Genomic DNA, 21,397 nt, shown 5'->3' on the forward strand with positions numbered 1-21,397 from the left:
TGCTCATTATAACTCAATACCGTATCACTTTCAATTCCCTCTTTAGTCTTTTAACAGACTTTACAAACAAACACTGACCCCTTTTTCTTTTCATCGCAGCGTTACAATTCCTTCTTTATTTATTTTTGTTTTTCAATCTTTTCGCCTCTGATCTTTTTTCTTCCAGATCCTTTGCCACCCTTCGGGAACTAGCCTAAAACATGATATAATAATTAAGAAACAGCCGCGTGCTTCAGCCCGGTTCCGACAATTGATCGAAGGGCATAACAAAATAACTGAGATTCTCTTTATGGATCGGATATTGCGGTGCCGGTTTATTTAACGAAAGGAAGCCATGATTATGAAAACAGAGAAACGGGAATCTGTTGAAGATTACCTTTGTTCATTCCCGGAAAAACAGCGTGACCTGTTAAATCAGCTGCGAATGCTGATCAAAAAAACGATGCCTCAAATTGAGGAAAAGTTATCCTGGGGTGCGCCGACCTATGTTCTGGAAGGTCGCTATTGCCTGCAATTTGCCGGATATCAAAAACATTTAGGTTTCTACACAAGCCCGGCAACGATCAGACAATTTCAAACTGACTTAAAGCCCTATAAAACCAACGAAAAAAATACGCTGCAGCTTCGCTGGGATCAGCCGCTTCCCGAAGATTTACTCATCAAGATGATCCAATTCCGCGCAGAAAAAGTCCGAAGAGAGTCCCTGAAATGAAACTGAAAGCTGGTTGTTATGTCCCGTTTGCCGAACGATTGCGGGAAGAATATAAAATTAATGGCGATCAAATGACTGCCAACATCGGCACCGACAAGATCGAATCCCTCATGCAGCATTTCATCGCTGTCCACGATGAACCCCTTTTCTTTATCCTGGAACTGCCGACTCAGGCAGAGAATGAACAAGAAATCCGGCCTGGCGTTGTGGAAAAGCTGCATGTCGATGTATACTATCTTGACGGTTGTTCTCAAGCTGCGGCGCTCACCCTTTTAAAGCAGACAGGACCACTTCTGATTAAAGACGGACTTTCGACCTTTGGTTTTGGCGGTTTGGAGAGCGGCGATGAGATTTTGTTCAGCAAATATAACATAGTAACGATCTTCGGTCAGAATCTTCAAAGCTACGCAGAGTTCTTCGCGGCGCATCAGATCCGGGAAAATCCAAATCTGCTTACAGCCTAGGATCTTTTTGATCCGCAGCATCCTGGTGTCAGTAAAAGTGTCACTATTGAGGGGAAGGACATCTATTCCATCCCTGAGCAGCTGAAAGATTGGAGGCTGTACCTGGCTCAGCGGAGAGAAGAAAATTAAACATAAAATTTAACAAACAGAAACGAGGTCAAGCTATGAAATACTTTTCGATGTTAATCAAACCGGCGTCCAGCTTATGCAATCTGCGCTGCCGTTATTGTTTTTACTGCGACGTCGCGGAAAACCGGGAGATTCCTTCTTATGGCGTGATGAACGAAGAAACGATGAAGATTCTGATCGATAAAACGCTGGATTTCTTCCGAGAAGAAGTGACGATCACCTTCGCTTTTCAGGGAGGGGAACCGACTGTAGCGGGACTGGATTATTTCCGTCGGTTTATCCGCCGGGTCAACCTGAAGAAGAAAAGCTATCACCTTATCCAATACGCGCTGCAAACCAACGCGACGCTGCTGAATGACGAATGGATCCGTTTTTTGAAACAGAACCGTTTTTTAGTCGGGGTATCGCTGGACGGTTATGCCGCTCAGCACAATGCGATGCGTCCGGATGCCAAAGGCCAGGGAACGTTTGCCCGCATTCTGGAAAACATTGAAAAGCTGCGTCAGGCAAAGATTGATTTCAACATTCTGACGGTATTAACCCGTCAGCTGGCGGAGCATCCGAAAGAATTATTTGAATTCTATCTTGAGCATCATTTCGATTATATCCAGCTCATTCCCTGCCTGCCGCCACTGGAGGAACTGAACGATCCTTATTCCCGACACCGCAGGCTTTCTTCCGGTTTTACGACGAATTTTTCCAGTTGTGGCTGGAAGAACTGAAACAAGATCATTACATCAGCGTAACCTTATTTGATAATCTGATCCCGCTGTTTGCGGGTGTCCCGCCGCAGCAGTGTGGTTATCTCGGCTTCTGCAGCATGCAGTTTGTCGTGGAGAGCGACGGCAGCGTCTATCCGTGCGATTTCTATGTGCTGGACGAATACAAACTGGGCAATCTGCGGGATTGCAGCCTGGCTGATTTATCGAAATCAAAGATCCTGTCCAGCTTCCTGCAGGGACCGCGCCGATCGACAAAGCTGTGCGAAACCTGCCGCTATGCGCAAATCTGCCACGGGCAGTGCAAGCGTTTGAATATTTGTTACTTCGATGAACAATTCTGCGGCTATCAAGCATTTATCCAGAAACATGAGGCGATACTGAGACAGCTGGCAATGACTCTGCGCAGACAAGCGTAAACCTAAATTTATTGCAGAAAACAGCAAAAATCAATATAGTATTTCATTTGACTTTATTGAGTTATTCTGATAAAATTCAAACCATATTGTTAAACCTTTAAATTTATAAAACTACAGCTATATTTTTTAAATTATTAATTTTACTTCCGATAATACTTTTTGTTAACCTATAATTGCTAATTATAATTATATGCATTTATGTTATCTGCAATCTAAGCAGCAATGGAGGTAAAATATGAACGAAAAACTAAAAAAAATGCTGACATCTGATGAAACATCTACATTATTATTTCGCTTTGCATATATAGGAAAAAAGGAAGAACAGATAAAGTATTTAGCTGAGCTTGCTAACCTCGCTGAAAAAGAAATTTGGACAAGTCCTGATGGAAAGGATTATGATATTTTGCTCAATTATCTTCAATATACCTTTGATAAAGCCGCTAAAGATGATTTAGTATATTTTACGCCGAACGACGATTATGCTGCTTTTAATACAGGCTTATTAACAGAAAACGGGGAAGATATCATATGTATGTTTAACAAATTTACAGGAAGTCAAAAGTTTGCAATGCATTTATATGGTTTTAAAAAAGAATCTGACTATGAATTTTTAAATAATTTTGCAGAAACTCCCCCAGTTGTCACCTACTTTGATAATCCAGAAAAAATTTACTTTGATCCCAATAAGAAGGTTGTGAAAAATCTTGATCATATTTTACAAGATCATACAGATAGATTCAGTGACGAATTAAAAAATAAAGGCAAGCTTTATATTTCAGCTCTTTTATCTTCAGCTTTAGATTTAACATTGAAAAGATGCAAAAGAAATTACAGAATCGCTGTTCCACAATACTACAACGATGAAATTACTTATCTCCTTCCTGTAAATCTAGATGGTCATAAAATGGCCTTAGCTGTCGGATATGTTAATAATAGATATCGTGTAAATACAATCTTTACACTGAGCATGGCCTATAAAAACGCAAGATTACTTATGAAACCTGAAGCAGATTGGTTAGCTTTAGAATGAAAAAATAGCCTCTAAGGCTATTTTTTCATATTAGTAAATAATAGAAGAACTTCGTAAAATAAACATTCCCATTCACTGAAAATTAGTTATTTCATCCCTCACACGATATGTGCTTTGGTATATTTATATTATGCTCAAAATAATTATTTGTCAATTGAAACAGCACACGTGAATTACTTTATTTGGCTCACTAGTTTACAATTCCATCCGAATGAGAAGTTCTTACCTTCCTCAACAATCAATTCCAAATTTTTAAACAAACCGGATTCACACGATCTGCCTGCTTTATTCCTTTTTCACTTGGTTTCCAGCACGGCATTGCCTACCCAACCCAGTTGGCCGTTCATTTTACAGAACGACCGGTCCGCGTAGGTCTGAATGACCGCGACTTCCTCCCCTTGGCGCAAAGCCAGCCAACAGCTTGTGCTGTTAAAACAATGGGGCTTCCCCTCGATCATCCGCAGCGCGCTGCGAGGGATTTCCAACAAGCGCTGCGTTGCTTTATGCCGCACGCGCAGAAACTCGTTGTTTTCTTCCACAACTTCGATCTCACTTTCAAAATACCGCACGAATACTTGTTGATCTTCTGGGGTTGCCGCTTGATCCGCAAGAACCCGACACCGCGGCAGGCGATCGGCGCTGGCCGTCTGAAATTGTCGAAAGTTTCCGTCTTGAACGATCAGAGCGTTCAGCTGACCATGCGCATGCATCCCGCATCCGCCGTCAATCGCCAGAATATTCCGGTCTTTCAGGAAATGTACACCGCAATTTCCCTGTCGGTCGCTTAACGCCACCGTCGGCATGTGGCCCACGATCACCGGGTATGGAAATTTCACGGAAGACTTTAACAAAAAATCATTATCTTTTAAAATCAGGCACGGATCATTATTTGTTAAATCCTGAGCGTCCTGAAGACTGGAATGCACTGCGGCATAACCCGGACCGGCAGCGATCAGCGGCAGATCCCGCAGGAATACAAATTCCTCGGCATACGCCTCTGTCAAACGCCGGCGCAAAGCTTTAAAATCTGTCTTTTCATCGATCGTCATGCCCTGTTCACAGGCCATCTCGCTGATCAGCGACCGCCGTGTACGCAGATAACCCAGCTTCATCGGCAGCGGTATTTTATCCTCCAGCAGCTGTTCTGCTTCATCGTTATTCCCTTTTAACACGATAACGCGTTCGTTGCGCGCCAACGTCATTACCCACCGCAGCGTTTCCAGACTGGCGCTGCCTTTTTCGATCAGATCCCCCAGTAGAAACAGAGTATCCTGTCCGGGAATATAATGAACTTTTTCCAGCAACACTTCCAACAGGTCTTTTTCGCCGTGGATATCTGAGATGAAAATTGCCCGGTGATCGCGGAGATCCTGAATCCGGAGTAAAGAACGATCCAGCATCAGCCGCGGACGCCGCTGTGTTTCAGCCAGCTGCCGCGTTTATAGTAGATAAACAATGTGACGGCCGACAACGTCCAGGTCAGCGGATAACTCCAGAACACGACGACGATCGAATTGACGAACATCATCGCCACCGCCAGGAATACCTGCCGGATGATGCAGTAATAGAAAACATTGATCAGCATCGGCACTGTTGTATTCCCCGTCCCGCGCACCGCGCCGGTCAGCACCTGCGCAATATTCAGAATGGAATAGAAAGGAACCAGCGTGCGCATCATCCACGATCCATAATAAATAACGTCCGCTTCCTGCGAAAACATCCGGATGCACAGATCTGAGAACAGATAAGCTGGAATTCCGATGGCGATGACGATGCCAATCCCCATGAACATACAGGTATTGATCCCTTTTTTAACCCGTTCAATCTGCTTCGCGCCCATGTTCTGACCGACAAACGTCGTGATCGCCAGCATGAAGCTGTTGACCGGCAGGCCGAGGAAATTATCAAACTTGTTCGCCGAGCTGAAACCGGCGATTGCCGCCGAACCAAACCGGTTGACATACGACATGACGAGCACATTGGAGAACGAAACGATCATCTGCTGCAAACCGCTGGGAATCCCCAGCCGCACGATCTGCATCAACATCGGCTTATCGATCCGGATTTTTTTTGGAATAATCTGATAGCTTTCCTTTGACCGCAGCAAGGTGACCGCCACCAGAATACAGGATACCGTCTGCGCGATCAGCGTCGCCCAGGCCACTCCGGCCACGCCCATGTTCAGCTGGATGACAAACACCAGGTCCAGAATGATATTCAGCACACTGGCAATCGTCAGGAAGCACAGCGGACGGCGCGAATCGCCGACAGCCTGCAGGATCCCGGCCCCGGAGTTATACAGCATCGTGGGAATAATGCCCAGGAAATAAATCCGCAGATACAGCACCGCCATGTCCATGATATCCGCCGGCGTCCCCATCCATTGCAGAAACAGCGGCGTCAGCGTAATCCCGGCCACCATCATCAGCACCCCGAACAAAAACGTAAACGCCACAAACGTATGGACGGCAATATGCAGCTCCTCCAGCTTCCGCGCGCCGAAGAACCGCGAAACCAGAACGCCCGCGCCGGCGGCGACGCCCATAAAAAATCCGATCAACATGTTGATCAGCGGTGTGCTCGCGCCGACCGCAGCCAGCGCCTGATGTCCGACGAAATTGCCAACGACGATCGAGTCGACGGTGTTATAGAGAAGCTGGAATAAATTTCCAAGAAGCAAAGGTATTGAGAATAACAGAAGTTCTTTCCAGATCACGCCGGAAGTCATAAGTCCACGTTGTTTTGATGCCATGTCTTTCCCCCTTAGTCCTTTTTCTATTAATTAAAAGTAATTATAATCCGTTTCGTTCAAATTGTTAATCCTTCCCGGCAATTTCTGTATCCGGCAAAGGCCAGCGCAGCGTCACGAAACCACCCCGTTTCGTGGTTGTTTTTAACCATAAGGAAAGATCCGCTTCCTTGATCTGACTCTCGTCAAAAAACGTGATCACCCCAGTCTGCGGGTCCAGCCCGCTGATCATCACCCAGTGCCAGTCGTCGATCCGCTTCTCCGCCCCCGCGCACAGATTGAGAAAAGCCGCCGGCTCATCCCGTTTTAAAGCCTCCTCCAGAAAACGGCTGACTGTCGTCCAATCTGGCCTTTGCGCCGGATCCTCCGCGACTTCCAGCGCCCGGATCTCAAAGTTTTCCTTTTTCACCGTGCGGTATTTTTCCAGGCCTTCCGTAAACATGGAAACCCGGTTCACCCCGCCGCGGCCGGGTGTGATATAGTTCCACAGCTCATTCATCTGATCGAGCAGTGACTGCCGCCCGGAGTACAACGCCTCCCGTTGCTTCATCCGCTGCTTCTGCATCTGATAAAAGATAAGCGAGGCGGCCGCTGTCGGACCGCAGCCTGCCTTCCGCTGCCATAAATCGCCATACCATTCCTGATTCGCGCCCCAGCTCGTCTGCCCGCTGATGGGATCGGCCAAACACATCGCTTCGGGAAATAAAATCGCTGTCATTGCTTCCGCCCCTTTCTTCCTGTGTCCTCTTTTCGATATCCCTTATCATAGTCCTATCCGGGTGGAAAAGCAAACGCCTCCCGCCCTTTTAGACAGCTCCTTCCTGCGTCTTTTCTTCTATATAAAATTCTCTCGTAAAAACCTTACGGTTCTTCTGAAACGGCGACGGCTTTTCTTTCCAACCCGGGTGAAGATGGTATAATAAAGGTAATCAAAGTTCGTTGTTTTTCACATTACCCAATTGGCTGGACTTTCAAATCATTTTTCCAGTCAGATCAGGGATCACGCTGCGCTAATCCCGTCCAGATTGCTCCAGCTGTCGTTTCATTTCATTTTCATGACAGAAAGGAAGGAGAAAAATGAAAATCAAAAATACGGTCACCACACTGTTGAAAGTCATCGGACTGATCGCGCTGTTGTTCGCCATCAACGCCTATCGCAAGGCCTTGCTTCTGTTTAATCCCAAAGTCTTGATTTCCGTTTATTTCTGCTTTGGCCTGCTTTGCGGATTCGTTTTCCATCACAAGGACTTCCGCAAAATTTCCGGGACTTCCTTGATCGCCGCCCTGACCGCCGGGCTGATCTTCTTATTCCTGCTTTCGCTGACCGGACGGCAGTTCAACGCTTTCCATTTCATCCTGATCAGCGATGTTTCAATGACCGCCGCGGGTTGGGGGTTCGCCGAAATTCTCTTTTCCGGGGAATGACTCTATCTTTTGAAAATGGAATCTGCTATAATCCAGATAAGTTAATATGTTAAGTTAAGGAGTGAAGTGAAATGGAGTACAAGGTTGCCAAGTATTTCCAAATCGAACAGGATATCATTGCCGCCATTAAATCCGGCCAGCTGAAACCGGGCGATAAGGTCGACAGCGAATCCGTGCTGAAAAAGAAATATAATGTCTCGACCATTACGGTCCGCAAAGCATTTACCGATCTGATCAACGAGGGCTACCTCACCGGGATTCAGGGACTGGGCACCTTTGTTGCCAAGAAGCAGATGATCCGCGGACTGACCTCGCTCAGCTTCAGCGACGAGCTGCTTCAGCAAGGTTATGAAATCGACATGCATGTGGATAAAATTGAACTGATCACGAACGCTCAGATCGCTGAGAAACTGACGATTGATCCGGAGCAGCCGATTCTCTGCGTCCGCCGGATCCGTCTGGCAAATGGAGAACCGATCGCTTATCAAAGTTCGTTTGTGGACAGCCGCCTGCTTACGCTGGAACAGGCACAGACGGTCTACGAAACCAAATCCTTCTACAAGACGCTGGCCCAGGTCAACGTGACGCCCGTTTGGGTTAATGAAAACTACTCGGTCCGGGAGATCGGCAATGTTGAGATTGCCCGGCTCATGAACATCCGCAAGAATACCGCGACGTTCTTCGTGAAGCGGCTGACCTTTGATCAGCGCGATGAAATCATTGAATACGCAGAGACCTATTTCAACAAGGATTGGTATTCCGTCACGGTCAATATCAAAATGTAGAGGACATTCTTCGACAGAATGTTCTTTTTTTAACTGAAAGGGCTTGCATATTCCAAGGGCGCACCGTATAATGAAATCAGTTAATATGTTAACATATCAATATTACAAGATAATGGAGATTGTTCGTTAATATACTGACTGAGGAGGAATGAAGATCTATGGAAATTCAGAATTATAATCAGTGCTACGAACAGGCGGTCGTCGATCTGTGGAACGCCTGTCTTCCCTGCGATCCGCTGACCTTACAGAAGTTCCGCAAGCAGGCGCTGCTGGACGACAACTTCGATCCGTCGCTGTGTTATGTGGCGTTAGCGGATCAGGAAGTCGCCGGTTTCCTGTTAGCCACCCGCCGCAAATTCCCTTATCTGGAACGGGGAACGGAACCGGACCGGGGCTGGATCAACGTCTTGTTCGTCGAAGCCGGACATCGCCGCCAGGGAATCGGCCGGGCCTTAGTCGAAAAAGCCGAAGCCGACATGAAGGCGCGCGGCGCTAAAAACATCACGGTCGCCGCGTACAGCCCGAATTATTTCTTCCCGGGCATCGACAAGCAGAACTATCCGGAATCGGCCGCTTTCTTTGACGCGATGGGCTATCAAAGCGGCGAGGAAAGTTACTCGATGTGCAAGGATCTGCATGGTTACCAGCTCGATGAAGCGGCGCTGGCCCGCAAGGCGAAAGCCGAAGCCGCGGGTTTCCGGTTCATTCCGTTCAGCTGGAAATATTGCGTCGATCTGCTTGAGTTTGCCAAGGTCGAATTCGGCGGCGGCTGGAAGCGCAACCTGCTGATCAGTATGCAGAACAATCTGGCCGAAGACAACGTGCTGTTATGCGTCGATCAAAACGATCAGCTCGCCGGCTTCTGCATGCGTCAGATGGACGGCAATCCGATGCGGTTCGGTCCGATCGGCGTTATGGCCAGCCAACGCAACTGGGGCCTGGGCAGCATCCTGCTCGATCTGATGCAGCTGGAAATGGAGAAGCGCGGTATCTATCACATGTATTTCGTATCCACCGACGCGCCGGGACGCCGTTTCTACGAGCGCCACGGAATCACTGTTTTCCGCACCTTCACCGATTACCGCAGGAATTTAGATTAACTGAAATCTGCACGAAAACCATGCTCTATTAAAGAAAGGAAGAACACATTATGACATCAATCCAACGCGTCGTCAGCATCGGCGCCCATTCGCTGGACGCCGAGCTGATGGGCGGACCGCTGATTCTCAAATATGCCCGGCAAGGCGCACACTGCACGCTGATCCACGTCACCCAGGGGCGGCTGGAGGATCCGGCCGCAACGGAAGAAGCGAAACAGGCTTACCTGAAAGATCTCTTGACCATGAATCAGAAAGCTGCGGAAAAGCTGGGCGCCGACACGATCTGGCTCGGCTACGTTTCCAGCAATATGCCTTCGCTGGAGGACTTCGCTCAGCGGATGGAACAGTATTTCGTCGATGAGAAAGTCGACCTGGTCATCACCCATTGGCGCGGTTCAATGCACCCGCGGCACATCAACACCCACGACGCCGTCGTCACCGCCGTCAAGCGGCTGCGCGAAAAAGGCAATCCGATCCGTCTGGTTTACGGCGAAACGTTTGAGGATCTCGTCGGCTTCCTTCCGCAGGCCTACTTCACGCTGAATCCAGAGGAAGTCACCCAGTGGTACGGCGCGATGAAGGAATACGCCGTCTTCCGCGGCGAGGTCAACGACTTCCCTTACCAGCAGTATTATCCGACAATCGGCAAAGTCCGCCAGATTGAATCCAACAACAGCGGCTATACCGTCGCGTATATGTACGCCAGCCTGATCGAACCGCAGCTGTGGTAAAAAGAGAGGAGAAATGACCATGGGAAAAATTGTAGTCCGCGTCGATGACCGGCTGATTCACGGCCAGACCATCGTCGCCTGGTGTCCGACCTTGGCGATCCAGGAAATCATTGCGATCGACGACGAAAGCGCCAAAAATCCAATGCTGAAATCGATCATGACAATGAGCGTACCGCCGCTTTATAAAACGCATATTGTCACCACAGAGGAAGCCCGCAGCCTGTTAAGCCAGGACAGCGGAAACAACCGTCTGGTGATCGTGCGCTTCCCGAAGCAGCTGGAAGACCTGGAAGACACCGTTCTGAAAGCCGACTTCGTGATGCTGGGCAACATTGCTAAACGTCCGGATTCCGTGCATAAGGTTTCCGGCGCAACCGGCATCTTCTATCTCAGCCAGCAGGACGTGGAAGTCATCGACGCCTTGAGCGCCAAAGGTGCGGACGTCTGCTTCCACCAGCTGCCGAACACCACCCGGACAAGCTGGGATGCTTTCCGCAAAACGATTGAATAGAAAGTCAGAGGGGTAATTATGTCAATCATTCAAATCATCCTGATCGCAATCTTTGTGTATCTGGGATCCATCGGTTCTATCGTCGGCAACACCATCGGCTGGTACACCTTAGGCCGTCCGTTAGTCGCAGCGCTGGTCGTCGGCGTCATTTTAGGGGATATTCAGACTGCCATGGCCGTCGGAATTCCGTTACAGATCATGTATATGGGCAACGTCACGCCGGGCGGCGCGGTTGCCTGGGACTTATCGTATGCCACCTACATCGGTGTCGCCGCAGCGATCGTCTTCGGTCAGGGGATGGACGCTACCGGGGCGATCGGTCTGGCTGTGGTCTTCGCCGGAATCGGCGGACTGGTCGGTCAGGTCATGTGGAATTTGTCGTATGCCTTAAACCTGCCGCTGAACCGGGTTGCCGCAAAATATGCAGAAGCCGGGGATACCCGCAAAATGATCGTTCCGAACGTCTTCATGGGTCAGGCAATCGGTTTCTTATGCCGCTTTGTTCCGGCAGTGCTCGTTCTGACGTCGATGACGGCCGCTTCCGGTCAGGCTGATTTCGCAACGCTGATTCCGGGCTGGGTCACCACTGCGCTGAGCATTTTCGGCGGCATGATGGCTTCGTTGGGAATGGGCATCATCTTATCGTTCTTGTTAAAGAAGAAATATCACATCGTTATCTTCTTAGCCGGATTCATTCTCGTCACTTATTTCGGTTTAAGCACGATGGCGGTCGCGGTTGTCGCGATCATCACCGCAGTTCTCTACTATGTCGCAGCCTCCTCGCTGGCTGATCGGAAAGGAGCTTAATCATGGCTAAGAAAATCAGTGAAAAAACATTAAAGAAATCCTTCCGGACCTGGTTCCTCTGGAACGGCTGTTCCCAGCAGGCGGAATCGATGCTGGGTATGGCGTTCGGTCAGGCAATGGCCCCGGTCATTGAAGAATTATACGATACGAAAGAAGAACGGGCAGCTGCGCTGCAGCGTCATATTACGCTGTTCAATACCGAAGCGCAGGTCGGTTCGATCTGCAACGGCATTGTCTGCGGTCTGGAAGAAGCTAACGCTAACGGCCAGTGTACGCCGGAACTGATCAGCAGCGTCAAAGTTGCGCTGATCGGCCCGACATCCGCAATCGGCGATTCACTGTGGGTTGCGACGATCATCCCGATCCTGCTGACAATCTGCCTGTCGATCTCTCAGGCTTCCGCCAATATGCTTTGGCTGGGACCGGTCATCTACATGCTTGTCTATCCGATCGGCACCTGCGCACTGAGCTGGTTCCTGTTCAAACTGGGCTATAAGTCTGGTCTGGAAGGAATGCAGACGTTTATGGCGACCGGCCGGCTGAATTTACTGACGGACACGATGACCGTCCTGGGCCTGATCGTTGTCGGCGCCCTGACCGCATCCTTCGTTTCCTGCACACTGCCGATTCAGATCGTCAAAGACGTCTATGACGCCACGACCAACACGATTCTGGAAAGTCAGGTACTGTTCAACGCCGATTCCGTACTGAACTCCATCTTCCCGCAGATCCTGCCGCTGGGCCTGACATTAGGCGTCTATGGTTTGTATGCGAAGAAGAAATGGTCGCCGTTGAAATTGATGGGACTGATCCTCGTTCTGGCGTGTGCCCTGACCTTCATCGGTTATGCCACTGGTTTCTACGCGTAAATTGATGTTTCTGCGTTAACCCTGAATCTTTCCGGTTTATCCACGCTTCCGGCCTTCCGGCCGTGGATACTCCATCCGCGCTGCTTCACTCACAGCCTGGATGGAGTTTTTTTATGGAAAAAGGACAGCTGTGAATCGCTGTCCTGCTCTCTATTTTATTCAGCTTTGCAAGATAAATCAAAATTCCTTCCGACACCCCTTCTGAGCTCTATTTTTCAACTCACTCGGATCCTTGACCAAGACGCTTTTCCTCCTCCGGTTCCAAGGGTATCAGATAGTTTTTTAAATCTTTGGGAAACAAACGCCGGCAATAGGCGTTATGGATTGGGACGAAAAATAAAGTGGATGCCAATGCCGCCAGCTGTGTAAGCAGCTTGTTTTGAAACGGATCGGCTTCCAGGAACAGACTGATCAGAATCGACAACAGGAATAGAATGGTCAATCCGCCGGTTGTGCGCTTCCGCAGCACTTTTTTCAGTTCAGGATTAGCCTGGTATCGTTTTCCGTCGATCATCCCAATGCCGTTGAAGCTCATTCGCATCACCTGACTGAACAGCCTTTTTTCTTCATAATTCATGTTCGGATTGATTTTCACTTTCTGCCTGACTGCCAACCTTCTCCGCCGGCGTTGTTCCATCGGATAGATGAAGGAAAGGATTGTTTGCGGCCGCTTCCTGTAAGGTCGCAAGCAGCGCGTCTGCGTAGCTGCCTAAATTGCCATGCAATTCTTCCCTATTCAGGAATCCTATTTCAATCTCTTCCTGCGTGGTGCTCAACATATCATAGAGCGCGTCGAGATTCTTCCCATAATAATCGGGGAAGATGAGCTGATCTTTGAGCTGTTGATGCAGCGTCTGTTTATCCCGGCAACTGCGGCCGTCGATCAAAGCACGCTTCATTCGTGTCCCCTTACCGCTTCAAAGCTTGCGTAATGATCGTCGGAATAATATATCAGACCGTCGTCGGAAAAGACAAGGCGTTCCTTTCCCCGGTAGCCGCCTTGATAGTCAATATCACATTCATACCAAGTCCGGCCCTGAGCGCTGGGAAGCAGTCCTTCACGGTTGCCAAAGCGGTCGCCGCCGATGGATTTTCCTTCGGCCACGTCCCACAGATTCCCTTTCGCATTATCCCACCCCAAAGCCTGGGCTTCCTTTTTCGTAATGTAGTTCTCCGGCAGATGTCCATAGGCTTCCAGATACTCTACGACTTCCTCCTTCGTGGAATACCAGCCGTCTTCCTGGACCGTTATCGTTTCTTCTGTCGGCAGAGGCACCGCTGGCGTGATCTGCGGCGTCGGTGATGAAGCACATCCCAGTAAGCTCAGCACCATCATTAGCGCCAAGCCTAATTTCAATCTCAGTTTCATAAACACGCTCCTTTTTTACCATGATAAAACAAAATGGAAAAGAACACAAAGTCCATTCCTCTCTTTCCACAACATAAAAAGATTTGTTTCTTCTTTAATCGTCATTTTTATAAGGAATTTCTTGAAGCTCACCTTTTCCTGGTGCTAGAATAGGAACGTTGTTGGCTGATGAAGCCAACAAAGAAAGAGGGGATTTGTTGATGATCATTGAAGGAAATCCAAAAGAACTCGCCGCGATGGAACAATTCCATAACGGCAATCGTCAGGCCGGTCTGGCGCTTCAGGAAGAATTCGCCGCCGCTTTCCGCGAAGAGTACAAGGAAAAGGATCATTGTCCATGCCGGAAAGCTTGCCGCTATCATGGCAATTGCAAGGAATGCGTCGCTATCCACCGCGCTCATCAGGAACATGTGCCGAACTGCATGCGGCCGCTGATCAACAAGAAGCTTAAGCTGCTTTCCGAATTGACGGAACACACCCTCGCCCGCGAAATCGAAGCACCGCAGGAAATTGAACGGAAAGAATTCCAGACCGTAAAGTAAAAAAGAATTTCTCACAGTCCTGAACGGTTTCACCTAAACAATCTGAACTGACTTAGCGACAAACAGCCTGAAACTTCCATAAACCGGAAATCTCAGGCTGTTTTTCATTTTGGTTTCCAAACTGGCGGAAATGATAAGCAGGGAGATGAAGTTCAGTTCGCAGAATCGAAATTGAATTGAGCAGTGAACTCTGTCATCTCGTTGCTTTCCAGGATAAACTTCCGCAGCTCCTTTTTCTTCGCGGCTTCCACCGTCTGCGGGTCCAGAAAGACCAGACAGCTGCGTTCGGTGCCGAATACCGATTCACCCCACACCACTTCGCCGTCTTCCGTTCCCGCTAAATCCCGGTAGACGCGTCCGCAGAAGGTTTCCATTTCAGCGATCAGCTGCGCGGCGCAAGCTTCCCGCTGGCGAATATAGACTTCCGCTTCCTCAATCGGAATCCACCAGGCGTCAACCAGAACCCCGCCCTGAGTAACCGGGTAGCCCATAAAGGTTTCCGGGCCGTTGTGTTTGGCTTGAAGTTTTCGGTTCAGCGCCCGAATTCTTTTCTTTCTTGAATTCACTGACACTGCCGCTTAGCGCCGGTCATTGCGTTGAACGATATTCAAAAGACGCAGAAACTGAGTAATCGCGACCGCCAGTGCCGCGACATACGTCATCGCCGCCGCAGACAGCACTTTCTTGGTCGAGCCCACTTCCTCGCTTGTCAATAATCCGCAGTTTTCAATCGCGGCCACCGCTCGATGGCTGGCGTCAAATTCAGTCGGCAATGTAACTAACTGGAACACGACGCTCAATGCGAAGCAAGCCACGCCGATATACGCGATCGTGATCGCCGAACGTCCCATGCTGGAGAAAAGCAATCCCAGCAAAATCAGCGGCGTGGACATCCGGGATCCGATATTCGTCAGCGGAATGATCGCGTTACGGATCTTTAACGGCGTGTAACCCTGAGCATACTGGATCGCATGTCCGGCTTCATGCGCGGCCACGCCAACCGCGGCAGTAGAGGCGGAACCATAAACGGAATCAGAAAGCCGGATAACATTGGAACGAGGATCGAAATGATCGGTCAGATTTCCTGATACCCGTTCGATCCGGACATCGTACAAACCATTGGCATCCAGCACTTCCCGCGCCGCATCATAGCCGGTCATCCCGTTGCGCGTGCGCTGCTGGCTATATGTGCGGAACGTTGAATTCACCCGGGCACTGGCCCACATGGAAAATCCGATCGCCGCCAGAACTAATAAATAAAAAATATCGTAAAATGCGTAGAACATAGACATTCCTCCCTATCAGGCAAGTTTATTCTACACGATTTCACGATACTTTCCACTAGACAACCGCACAGCTTTGTCAATCCCAGTGACAAACCGGGAATTTCGTAACGAAACTAACCAAGAACCGTTCTTTCCAGTAAGACTTGTCCGTCCTTATCCAAAGCCCGATAGATACCCGGCCAACAGGAAACAGACGCCTCCGGAATTTCCAGGGCAATCAGCGCAAAATCATCATGCCACTGTTCCACAGTCCACGTTAAACCGTTATTCAGTCGGGCTTCCACCCGATCTACACGCGGATCCCTGCGCACGATCACTGCCATATAAATTCCGTCATTTTCCACCATTTGAAGATCATAGGCTTCCTCCGAATTCATCACGATGTTGATAAAACCGCCGAACGGCTCATAAACGAAGCCTTTCCGCTGCGCGCCCATGACTGCGATCTTATCTTGTTCCTGATTGGTATAGAGATAGATGCGCTTATTGCCGATCTGAACTTCCGCGATCTTTTCCTCAGGATAAAAATACAATCCCCGCAAGGAATCCTCCACGCATATCTGAGGGGAAAAATACCATCCCTGCGTCAAACCAAGAAAGGTCAGACTGGCTAAAATGACACAGAAACCGATTCCCAACTGAGCGCTTCGTTTTAGTTTAATCCGTTTCATGGTTTTCTCACTCGCTTATCTCGATTTCTTTTGTTGCAGAGAGGATCATGGATAGATCCGCTCCTCAACAAGATTTCCCTGCACATCATAGGCCCGGTAGGTTCCCTCCCATGTCGCCTCTTCAGAGTTTTCCAGTTGCTGGACCTTGATGGAAAAATCATGCTCCCATTGGTCAAAAACAATTACTGGCCGGCCTTTACCGGGATCCATTTCCACCTTCATGATTTCAGGCTGGCTGCGATGGATGACAAACAACTGATTTTTCCCATCACTCAGTCCGTCGATTTGAAATGCTTCGTCAGCATCCGCATAATCATTGTGTGTGCTCCCTCCAGTCGTGATATAAAAGATACCCGCCGTCTTCCGTGCGCCATGCAGTGCATATTGATGATCATTGGCGTACAGATAATAATAGCGTTCTCCAATCTGAACCTCGTCGATCTTTTCAGCCGGACTAAAATACAGTCCCCGCAGCGAATCTTCCACGCACGCCTGGGGTGAAAAATAATATCCACTTATCCATCCCAACACGACAAGGGTGATCAGAACCAAGGCTGCGCCTATCAGAATCTCTCTTTTCCTTTTCATTTTTTCAGCTCCCATTGTTTCAGGTCTAACGTTACCCGCTGTCCGTCGATCAAGGAAAGCTCAATCACGCCGGAAGCCGGCGCTGTAAAAGTAAGCATTCCTTTCGAGCCGAATAAAGAGGTCGCTTCAAAATAAGGATAGACCGGGAGGCTGTCGTCTCCATTTTGGATAGAGAAGAAGTCCACCGACCACCCGGAACGGGAATAAGACAGCTTATTGCGGATATGATACGTTAAGATTAACTCTCCTTTATCAGATTTCCAAAGGGCATCCAACGTCACGGTATGTCCGGCTAATTCAACCTTTTCATTCACGACTGCGATCTTTTCGGCCTGGTTAGGAGTCATAGGCAAAAGGTATTGAATTTCATTCCATCCTACGGTAAGCAACAAATAAACTAAGACAATCCCGGCAATCGCCGCACAGGACATCGTGATCAGCCAGAGCCATCCTAAAAGCGGATGATGAATTCGGTTCAATTCCCGTCCGACTGCCTGCGGATCCCCCATTCTCGCAGCCGCTTCCGCCTGCGCTTGTTCCGGGGTTAAGCCTTCTTCCTGCATCAGATCTTCGGCACTATCCTGCAGATGAGCGCGCAATTCATCGCTGATTCGGCCGCGGTCCAGAAAGAAATGAACCTGCGCCGTCACAGCTTGGACATAAGTTTCAATCGGATTCATGATCCGCTGCCCTGAAACGAAAGCACCTGATTGACCGCCGAAGAAAAATGAGACCATTGTTCCTGCTGGACTTCCAACTGCTTGACGCCCCGGGCCGTAATGGCGTAGTACCGGCGCGTACGTCCGTTGACTGTTTTGTTTTCCGAACGGATCCAGCCTTCGTTTTCCATTTTGTGCAGAATCGGATACAACGTACCTTCCTTAAAATCAAAAGCGTCGTTCGACCGGTCTTTGAGCGTCTTGATCAGCTCATAGCCGTAGCGCTCCTGTTCCTTTAACAAACTTAATACCAACAAAGCAGAACTGCCGGCGATCAAGCCTTTATCATAATTCATAAACAGCCTCCTTTCATACCTAGAGTTTCTATGCTTTTATTATACATAGTATTTCTAGGTATTACAAGGCAAGATATTTTTTTGTTCCAGCATTTGATTTTTTATTTTTAAAAGTTATGACAAAAAGTAGCGCATGCCAAAGATCGGATAGCACTACTTGTTTGTAAAACATGGATCAGATCTATTTTCAGCCGGAATCGTTATTCCATTTCTTCTTGTATTGGAAGGAAGCATTCCAGATACCGTGTTTTCTCCGCCTCCATTTTCGACTGCAGAATGAAAGTAAAATTGATTAAGGCATACCCTTTCAGCTGATAATTATGCCTTTGAGCGTAGGTCAGCAAAGGTTCCAAAATCCGGGGATCGACGCCTTTTTCATCATGATCCTTTAAATACGCATGCAAACAGGGAACGCCGCCCAAAATTCGGATTTCATTTTTCCCGATTTCCTGGCTCAGCTCCTCATACATTGCCAGCGGAACCGTCATTCCCCATTGCACAGGATTGGATTCATAAGGACTTAGATTTATTAAGTAATTGGTCTTGGCGAAAGGCAGATATCTCGTCCAATCGGAAAATAATTCGACATCTTTCCTATTTTCTTCCAAGCTGTTCTCTACGACACAAACCCGCGGCATCTTCATCACGGAGATTTCACCAAGCTGGCGTTCAATATGATTTAAATCCTGAAGATCCTCCTGGAGTTGATCCAACAGCCGCTGTCTGCGCTTCATTTCTTCCTGAATGACATCCGTTTTATTTCGTAGTTTTTCTCTGATTCCTGAAAGATCGTCAGTGAAGCATAATTCTCGTGCTTCCTCCAGTGAAAAACCATAAGCGCGGAAATAAAGCAGCCGGTGCAGTATGCTGGCTTCCTTATAAGAATAGACCCGATATTTTCCAAGGATAGCCGGATCAAGCAAACCTTTTTTGATATAGAATTTTAAGCCTTCCGGTGACAGACCCCAGAGTTCCGCAAAGGTCCCGGTTTTATGTTCCATAAGGATTTCCCTCCCTGCTTTTTATATTCAATGATTGCGATCATGTCCTTTTATGATTTCAATTACAGTATAAAGCATTTCTTGAAAAGCGAAAAGATGCCTCAAAGAACGGCATCCTTTTTTTATTCCCAATCTTTTTGATTCTGGAGGATATGACCGGCCGCGATATAAGCCATCACCAACGCGGGGCCGATAGTCCCGCCTGCTCCGGCATATCCCCGGCCCGGACCGCCAAAGCCGGTAAAGTTACCGCAGCCATACAGTCTTCCGATCGGCCTTTCAGAAATATGCAGGCACTGTGAAGCTTCGTTCATTGCCGGACCGCCAACTGTGCCCAGCATATTCGGCGCGATTTCCAAAGCGTAATACGGTGCAGCGTCAATCGGGCCAAGGTTCGGCTCCATCAGCAGCGACATATCACGCATCCGGTTGAACATCTGATCTATGTATTGTTCACCACGGTGGAAATCCGGATCTTTCCCCTCGGCACAGTACTGATTCCAGCGGGCAACTTCAGCCTTTAACCCTTCCGGATCAATTCCTGCCTTCTGTGCTAATTCTTCGAGACTGTCTGCTTTAATTGCGTAAGACGGGACGCCATCGACCAGATCACCGATGAAATAATCCACAGAGAAGCCTTTGATCTCGTCTACGAACTTCTGATCAAAAATTTCGAAGGCTGGTAAATTGGTTTTCCCATACGGGGCAAAGGTATCGAATGCCGCAAACGGCAGCCACAGCGCGTCATAGCTGGCCGATTCATCACAGAACCGGCGGCCTTTCTGATTGACGACAATCTGCCGCGGGAAATAGTGGCCGAAGACGATATTTGCCGGGCTGTTCATCGCCTTTTGTTCCTCAGCTTTTGCCTTGTATGTCCATTGACCAAAGCATTCCGACATATTCATCAGCTTCGGCGCCAGTTCCATCGTAGCTTTTAACATCGTCCCGTCATTGGAACTCAAAGAGCAGGCATATGGAGTTTCCACCGCCAGGAATGAATTTTTCATTTCGTCATTCCAGTCGAAACCGCCCGCACCGCAGACGACTGCTTTACGCGCTTTGATCGCGATCGGCCTGCCTTCCTGTTCGCACAAAATTCCCAAAACCTCCGGCACATCGTTGGCATCGTAACGCCAGACATACTTGGTTGCCTTCGTCGAAGTCAGAAGCTTACCGCCGCACAATTCAATCGCTTCTAAATAAGCATTTTTCCATTTCGTTACGCCGCCGTAGGAAACGGAATGGCTCGCATTGGTCACGCTGCCTTCCCATTCAGCCTGATAATCGCCAAACAGACCGCTTACCTGCGAATGAACAGGTTCGCTGCAGCGGGCAAAAATTTCGTCATAATAATCAATCGTCGGCTGTGAGTTATCGATGTACGCTTCCAACTGAGCGTCGGTAATCGGAATCTCCCGGCAGCAATTGCGCAGATAGCTCATCATTTTTTCTTTGGTATCGCCAGCTTCCACAGACCATTTGTTCATCGGGAACCATCCGCCTCCGCCGGAAAAACCGGTTGCTCCTCCGCCAAAGGCGCTGGCTTCAACGCATATCGTTTCCAGACCCTCGTTGGCAGCCCGGATCGCCGCATAGCTGGCTGTACCGGAGCCGATGACAACCACATCACATTCGTAGTCCCATTTTTCCGGTTCATTGAAGATTTTAGCGGATGCCGGCACTGATGCAGTATTCTGGCAGCCGCTTAACAAGTTGGCACCGACCAATCCGGCTGCCCCCGCTGCCGCGCCTTTGATGAAATCCCGTCGGGTGATGCCTTTCGTTTTGTTCTTTTCCATTCTTTTTCCCTGCCTTTCCAAAACTGAACGTCTTTCGTTATCTTCATCGTAAGCTCGGTACCAAGTACCGAGTCAAGCCGCAAAGTTCAAAAAATAACAAGTCGAACACTTTTGTTTGCGAAAGGAACGAAATATCATGGAAAGTCAGTTTGGCCGGCAAGCGGGTAGTCGATCCCTTAACCTATTTCTGATCGGCCGCTCATTCTGACTCCTTGATCAGAAAGATGTTTGGGGCGATCTGTGTTTCCCGGTCTTCCTTTGATTGACAGCCAGAAGTCCCGCCAGTTCCATTCCATAGGCGATGAAGCTGACGAGCATCCCCCATTTTCCATATTGAATCACCATCAGGATGAACAGGCCCAGGCCAAACTCCGCCAGCCGCTTCACCGAATTATCTGCGAATAACCGCCGGAACAGCTGGGCCAGAATCAGAAAGACTACAACCAGCTCGATCAGTGCCAGAACCAGCTCCAGCGGTCCGAGAGTAGCATAAGCGGCGCTTAATATCGCGGCCGATGCCGCAGGAAGCTGGGCAGTCTGACCGCTGACCTCCAGTAAGCCATACTGAATCAGCGGAGAATAACCAGCCATTGTCACGACAAACGTATTGATCAGCGCATAGCCGCCGTAAATCAGACTGATTCTGCCGAGCGAAGACGGACGTGAATGGCGG

Annotated in this window: 28 protein-coding genes; 13 read left to right on the forward strand and 15 right to left on the reverse strand. The window is 48.8% G+C overall.

Going from position 1 to position 21,397, the window contains the following annotated elements; genetic code table 11:
- Window positions 1–340: 340 nt before the first annotated feature.
- From HOLDEFILI_RS00255 to HOLDEFILI_RS00270, 5 genes are all read left to right on the forward strand, one after another.
- Window positions 341–712, forward strand: a complete 372-nt coding sequence (locus HOLDEFILI_RS00255; protein WP_256174204.1) for an iron chaperone — start codon at window positions 341–343, stop codon at window positions 710–712.
- Window positions 709–1,176, forward strand: a complete 468-nt coding sequence (locus tag HOLDEFILI_RS00260; protein WP_006057280.1) for a hypothetical protein — start codon at window positions 709–711, stop codon at window positions 1,174–1,176. Before HOLDEFILI_RS00255 ends, HOLDEFILI_RS00260 begins: the two co-directional genes overlap by 4 nt.
- Window positions 1,177–1,340: 164 nt before the next feature.
- Window positions 1,341–2,027, forward strand: a complete 687-nt coding sequence (locus tag HOLDEFILI_RS20165) for a radical SAM protein (protein WP_244264293.1) — start codon at window positions 1,341–1,343, stop codon at window positions 2,025–2,027.
- Window positions 2,009–2,443, forward strand: coding sequence for an SPASM domain-containing protein (locus HOLDEFILI_RS20170; protein ID WP_006057282.1), 435 nt, complete (start codon window positions 2,009–2,011; stop codon window positions 2,441–2,443). Before HOLDEFILI_RS20165 ends, HOLDEFILI_RS20170 begins: the two co-directional genes overlap by 19 nt.
- 235 nt (window positions 2,444–2,678) lie before the next feature.
- Window positions 2,679–3,473 carry a DUF3825 domain-containing protein gene (locus tag HOLDEFILI_RS00270; protein WP_006057283.1) on the forward strand — a complete coding sequence of 265 codons (795 nt, stop codon included), beginning with the start codon at window positions 2,679–2,681 and terminating at the stop codon, window positions 3,471–3,473.
- A gap of 296 nt (window positions 3,474–3,769) precedes the next feature.
- On the opposite strand, the gene HOLDEFILI_RS00275 is transcribed toward HOLDEFILI_RS00270, so the two are convergent.
- The 3 genes from HOLDEFILI_RS00275 to HOLDEFILI_RS00285 form a co-directional block, all read right to left on the reverse strand.
- Window positions 3,770–4,873, reverse strand: a complete 1,104-nt coding sequence (locus tag HOLDEFILI_RS00275) for a metallophosphoesterase (RefSeq protein WP_006057284.1) — start codon at window positions 4,871–4,873, stop codon at window positions 3,770–3,772.
- Window positions 4,873–6,225, reverse strand: a complete 1,353-nt coding sequence (locus tag HOLDEFILI_RS00280; RefSeq protein WP_006057285.1) for an MATE family efflux transporter — start codon at window positions 6,223–6,225, stop codon at window positions 4,873–4,875. The genes HOLDEFILI_RS00275 and HOLDEFILI_RS00280 overlap by 1 nt, the downstream gene beginning before the upstream one ends.
- 64 nt (window positions 6,226–6,289) lie before the next feature.
- Window positions 6,290–6,940 (reverse strand): hypothetical protein, encoded by a 651-nt coding sequence (locus tag HOLDEFILI_RS00285; protein WP_006057286.1) that lies wholly within the window; start codon window positions 6,938–6,940, stop codon window positions 6,290–6,292.
- Between the two features lie 359 nt (window positions 6,941–7,299).
- Here HOLDEFILI_RS00285 and HOLDEFILI_RS00290 point away from each other — a divergent pair, with 359 nt between their 5' ends.
- The 7 genes from HOLDEFILI_RS00290 to HOLDEFILI_RS00320 all read left to right on the forward strand — a co-directional run bounded on the left by HOLDEFILI_RS00290 (window position 7,300) and on the right by HOLDEFILI_RS00320 (window position 12,450).
- Entirely contained in the window at window positions 7,300–7,647 is a 348-nt protein-coding gene (locus tag HOLDEFILI_RS00290; RefSeq protein ID WP_006057287.1) for a hypothetical protein, read from the forward strand.
- A 71-nt stretch (window positions 7,648–7,718) separates the two neighbouring features.
- The gene (locus tag HOLDEFILI_RS18105; RefSeq protein WP_006057288.1) at window positions 7,719–8,432 is read left to right on the forward strand and encodes a GntR family transcriptional regulator; all 714 of its coding nucleotides are present in this window, start codon (window positions 7,719–7,721) and stop codon (window positions 8,430–8,432) included.
- A gap of 158 nt (window positions 8,433–8,590) precedes the next feature.
- Window positions 8,591–9,532 (forward strand): GNAT family N-acetyltransferase, encoded by a 942-nt coding sequence (locus HOLDEFILI_RS00300; RefSeq protein ID WP_006057289.1) that lies wholly within the window; start codon window positions 8,591–8,593, stop codon window positions 9,530–9,532.
- Between the two features lie 50 nt (window positions 9,533–9,582).
- On the forward strand, window positions 9,583–10,263 hold the full coding sequence (locus HOLDEFILI_RS00305) for a PIG-L deacetylase family protein (RefSeq protein WP_006057290.1): 681 nt from the start codon (window positions 9,583–9,585) through the stop codon (window positions 10,261–10,263).
- A gap of 19 nt (window positions 10,264–10,282) precedes the next feature.
- Window positions 10,283–10,774, forward strand: coding sequence for a PTS sugar transporter subunit IIB (locus tag HOLDEFILI_RS00310; protein ID WP_039863533.1), 492 nt, complete (start codon window positions 10,283–10,285; stop codon window positions 10,772–10,774).
- 18 nt (window positions 10,775–10,792) lie between these two features.
- Complete coding sequence (locus HOLDEFILI_RS00315) at window positions 10,793–11,581, forward strand: PTS sugar transporter subunit IIC (protein ID WP_006057292.1); 789 nt, start codon at window positions 10,793–10,795, stop codon at window positions 11,579–11,581.
- Between the two features lie 2 nt (window positions 11,582–11,583).
- A complete protein-coding gene (locus tag HOLDEFILI_RS00320) occupies window positions 11,584–12,450 on the forward strand; it encodes a PTS system mannose/fructose/sorbose family transporter subunit IID (RefSeq protein WP_006057293.1) in 867 nt (288 codons plus the stop codon).
- A gap of 220 nt (window positions 12,451–12,670) precedes the next feature.
- On the opposite strand, the gene HOLDEFILI_RS00325 is transcribed toward HOLDEFILI_RS00320, so the two are convergent.
- Genes HOLDEFILI_RS00325 through HOLDEFILI_RS00335 form a run of 3 tightly spaced genes read right to left on the reverse strand, consistent with a single transcriptional unit; the run spans window position 12,671 to window position 13,819 of the window.
- A complete protein-coding gene (locus HOLDEFILI_RS00325; protein ID WP_167317110.1) occupies window positions 12,671–13,045 on the reverse strand; it encodes a hypothetical protein in 375 nt (124 codons plus the stop codon).
- Window positions 13,017–13,349, reverse strand: a complete 333-nt coding sequence (locus HOLDEFILI_RS18110; protein WP_006057295.1) for a barstar family protein — start codon at window positions 13,347–13,349, stop codon at window positions 13,017–13,019. Before HOLDEFILI_RS18110 ends, HOLDEFILI_RS00325 begins: the two co-directional genes overlap by 29 nt.
- On the reverse strand, window positions 13,346–13,819 hold the full coding sequence (locus tag HOLDEFILI_RS00335; RefSeq protein WP_006057296.1) for a ribonuclease domain-containing protein: 474 nt from the start codon (window positions 13,817–13,819) through the stop codon (window positions 13,346–13,348). The genes HOLDEFILI_RS18110 and HOLDEFILI_RS00335 overlap by 4 nt, the downstream gene beginning before the upstream one ends.
- A gap of 200 nt (window positions 13,820–14,019) precedes the next feature.
- Here HOLDEFILI_RS00335 and HOLDEFILI_RS00340 point away from each other — a divergent pair, with 200 nt between their 5' ends.
- Window positions 14,020–14,361, forward strand: coding sequence for a hypothetical protein (locus HOLDEFILI_RS00340; protein WP_039863535.1), 342 nt, complete (start codon window positions 14,020–14,022; stop codon window positions 14,359–14,361).
- Between the two features lie 152 nt (window positions 14,362–14,513).
- On the opposite strand, the gene HOLDEFILI_RS00345 is transcribed toward HOLDEFILI_RS00340, so the two are convergent.
- The 9 genes from HOLDEFILI_RS00345 to HOLDEFILI_RS00385 form a co-directional block, all read right to left on the reverse strand.
- Window positions 14,514–14,927: a hypothetical protein gene (locus HOLDEFILI_RS00345; protein WP_006057298.1), complete on the reverse strand. Its 414-nt coding sequence runs from the start codon at window positions 14,925–14,927 to the stop codon at window positions 14,514–14,516.
- A gap of 12 nt (window positions 14,928–14,939) precedes the next feature.
- Window positions 14,940–15,647 (reverse strand): zinc metallopeptidase, encoded by a 708-nt coding sequence (locus HOLDEFILI_RS00350; RefSeq protein WP_006057299.1) that lies wholly within the window; start codon window positions 15,645–15,647, stop codon window positions 14,940–14,942.
- 113 nt (window positions 15,648–15,760) lie between these two features.
- Window positions 15,761–16,318 (reverse strand): hypothetical protein, encoded by a 558-nt coding sequence (locus tag HOLDEFILI_RS00355; RefSeq protein ID WP_006057300.1) that lies wholly within the window; start codon window positions 16,316–16,318, stop codon window positions 15,761–15,763.
- Window positions 16,319–16,363: 45 nt separating this feature from the next.
- Complete coding sequence (locus HOLDEFILI_RS00360; protein WP_039863539.1) at window positions 16,364–16,906, reverse strand: hypothetical protein; 543 nt, start codon at window positions 16,904–16,906, stop codon at window positions 16,364–16,366.
- Window positions 16,903–17,586, reverse strand: coding sequence for a permease prefix domain 1-containing protein (locus tag HOLDEFILI_RS00365; protein WP_006057302.1), 684 nt, complete (start codon window positions 17,584–17,586; stop codon window positions 16,903–16,905). Before HOLDEFILI_RS00365 ends, HOLDEFILI_RS00360 begins: the two co-directional genes overlap by 4 nt.
- Window positions 17,583–17,921 carry a PadR family transcriptional regulator gene (locus HOLDEFILI_RS00370; protein ID WP_006057303.1) on the reverse strand — a complete coding sequence of 113 codons (339 nt, stop codon included), beginning with the start codon at window positions 17,919–17,921 and terminating at the stop codon, window positions 17,583–17,585. Before HOLDEFILI_RS00370 ends, HOLDEFILI_RS00365 begins: the two co-directional genes overlap by 4 nt.
- A 200-nt stretch (window positions 17,922–18,121) precedes the next feature.
- Window positions 18,122–18,922 carry a MerR family transcriptional regulator gene (locus HOLDEFILI_RS00375; RefSeq protein WP_006057304.1) on the reverse strand — a complete coding sequence of 267 codons (801 nt, stop codon included), beginning with the start codon at window positions 18,920–18,922 and terminating at the stop codon, window positions 18,122–18,124.
- 122 nt (window positions 18,923–19,044) lie between these two features.
- Window positions 19,045–20,724, reverse strand: coding sequence for an FAD-binding protein (locus tag HOLDEFILI_RS00380; RefSeq protein ID WP_006057305.1), 1,680 nt, complete (start codon window positions 20,722–20,724; stop codon window positions 19,045–19,047).
- 216 nt (window positions 20,725–20,940) lie between these two features.
- A partial coding sequence (locus HOLDEFILI_RS00385; protein ID WP_006057306.1) for a hypothetical protein occupies window positions 20,941–21,397 on the reverse strand: 457 nt, incomplete at its 5' end.

The sequence above is a fragment of the Holdemania filiformis DSM 12042 genome (genome assembly GCF_000157995.1).
Taxonomy (GTDB): Bacteria; Bacillota_I; Bacilli_A; order Erysipelotrichales; family Erysipelotrichaceae; genus Holdemania; species Holdemania filiformis.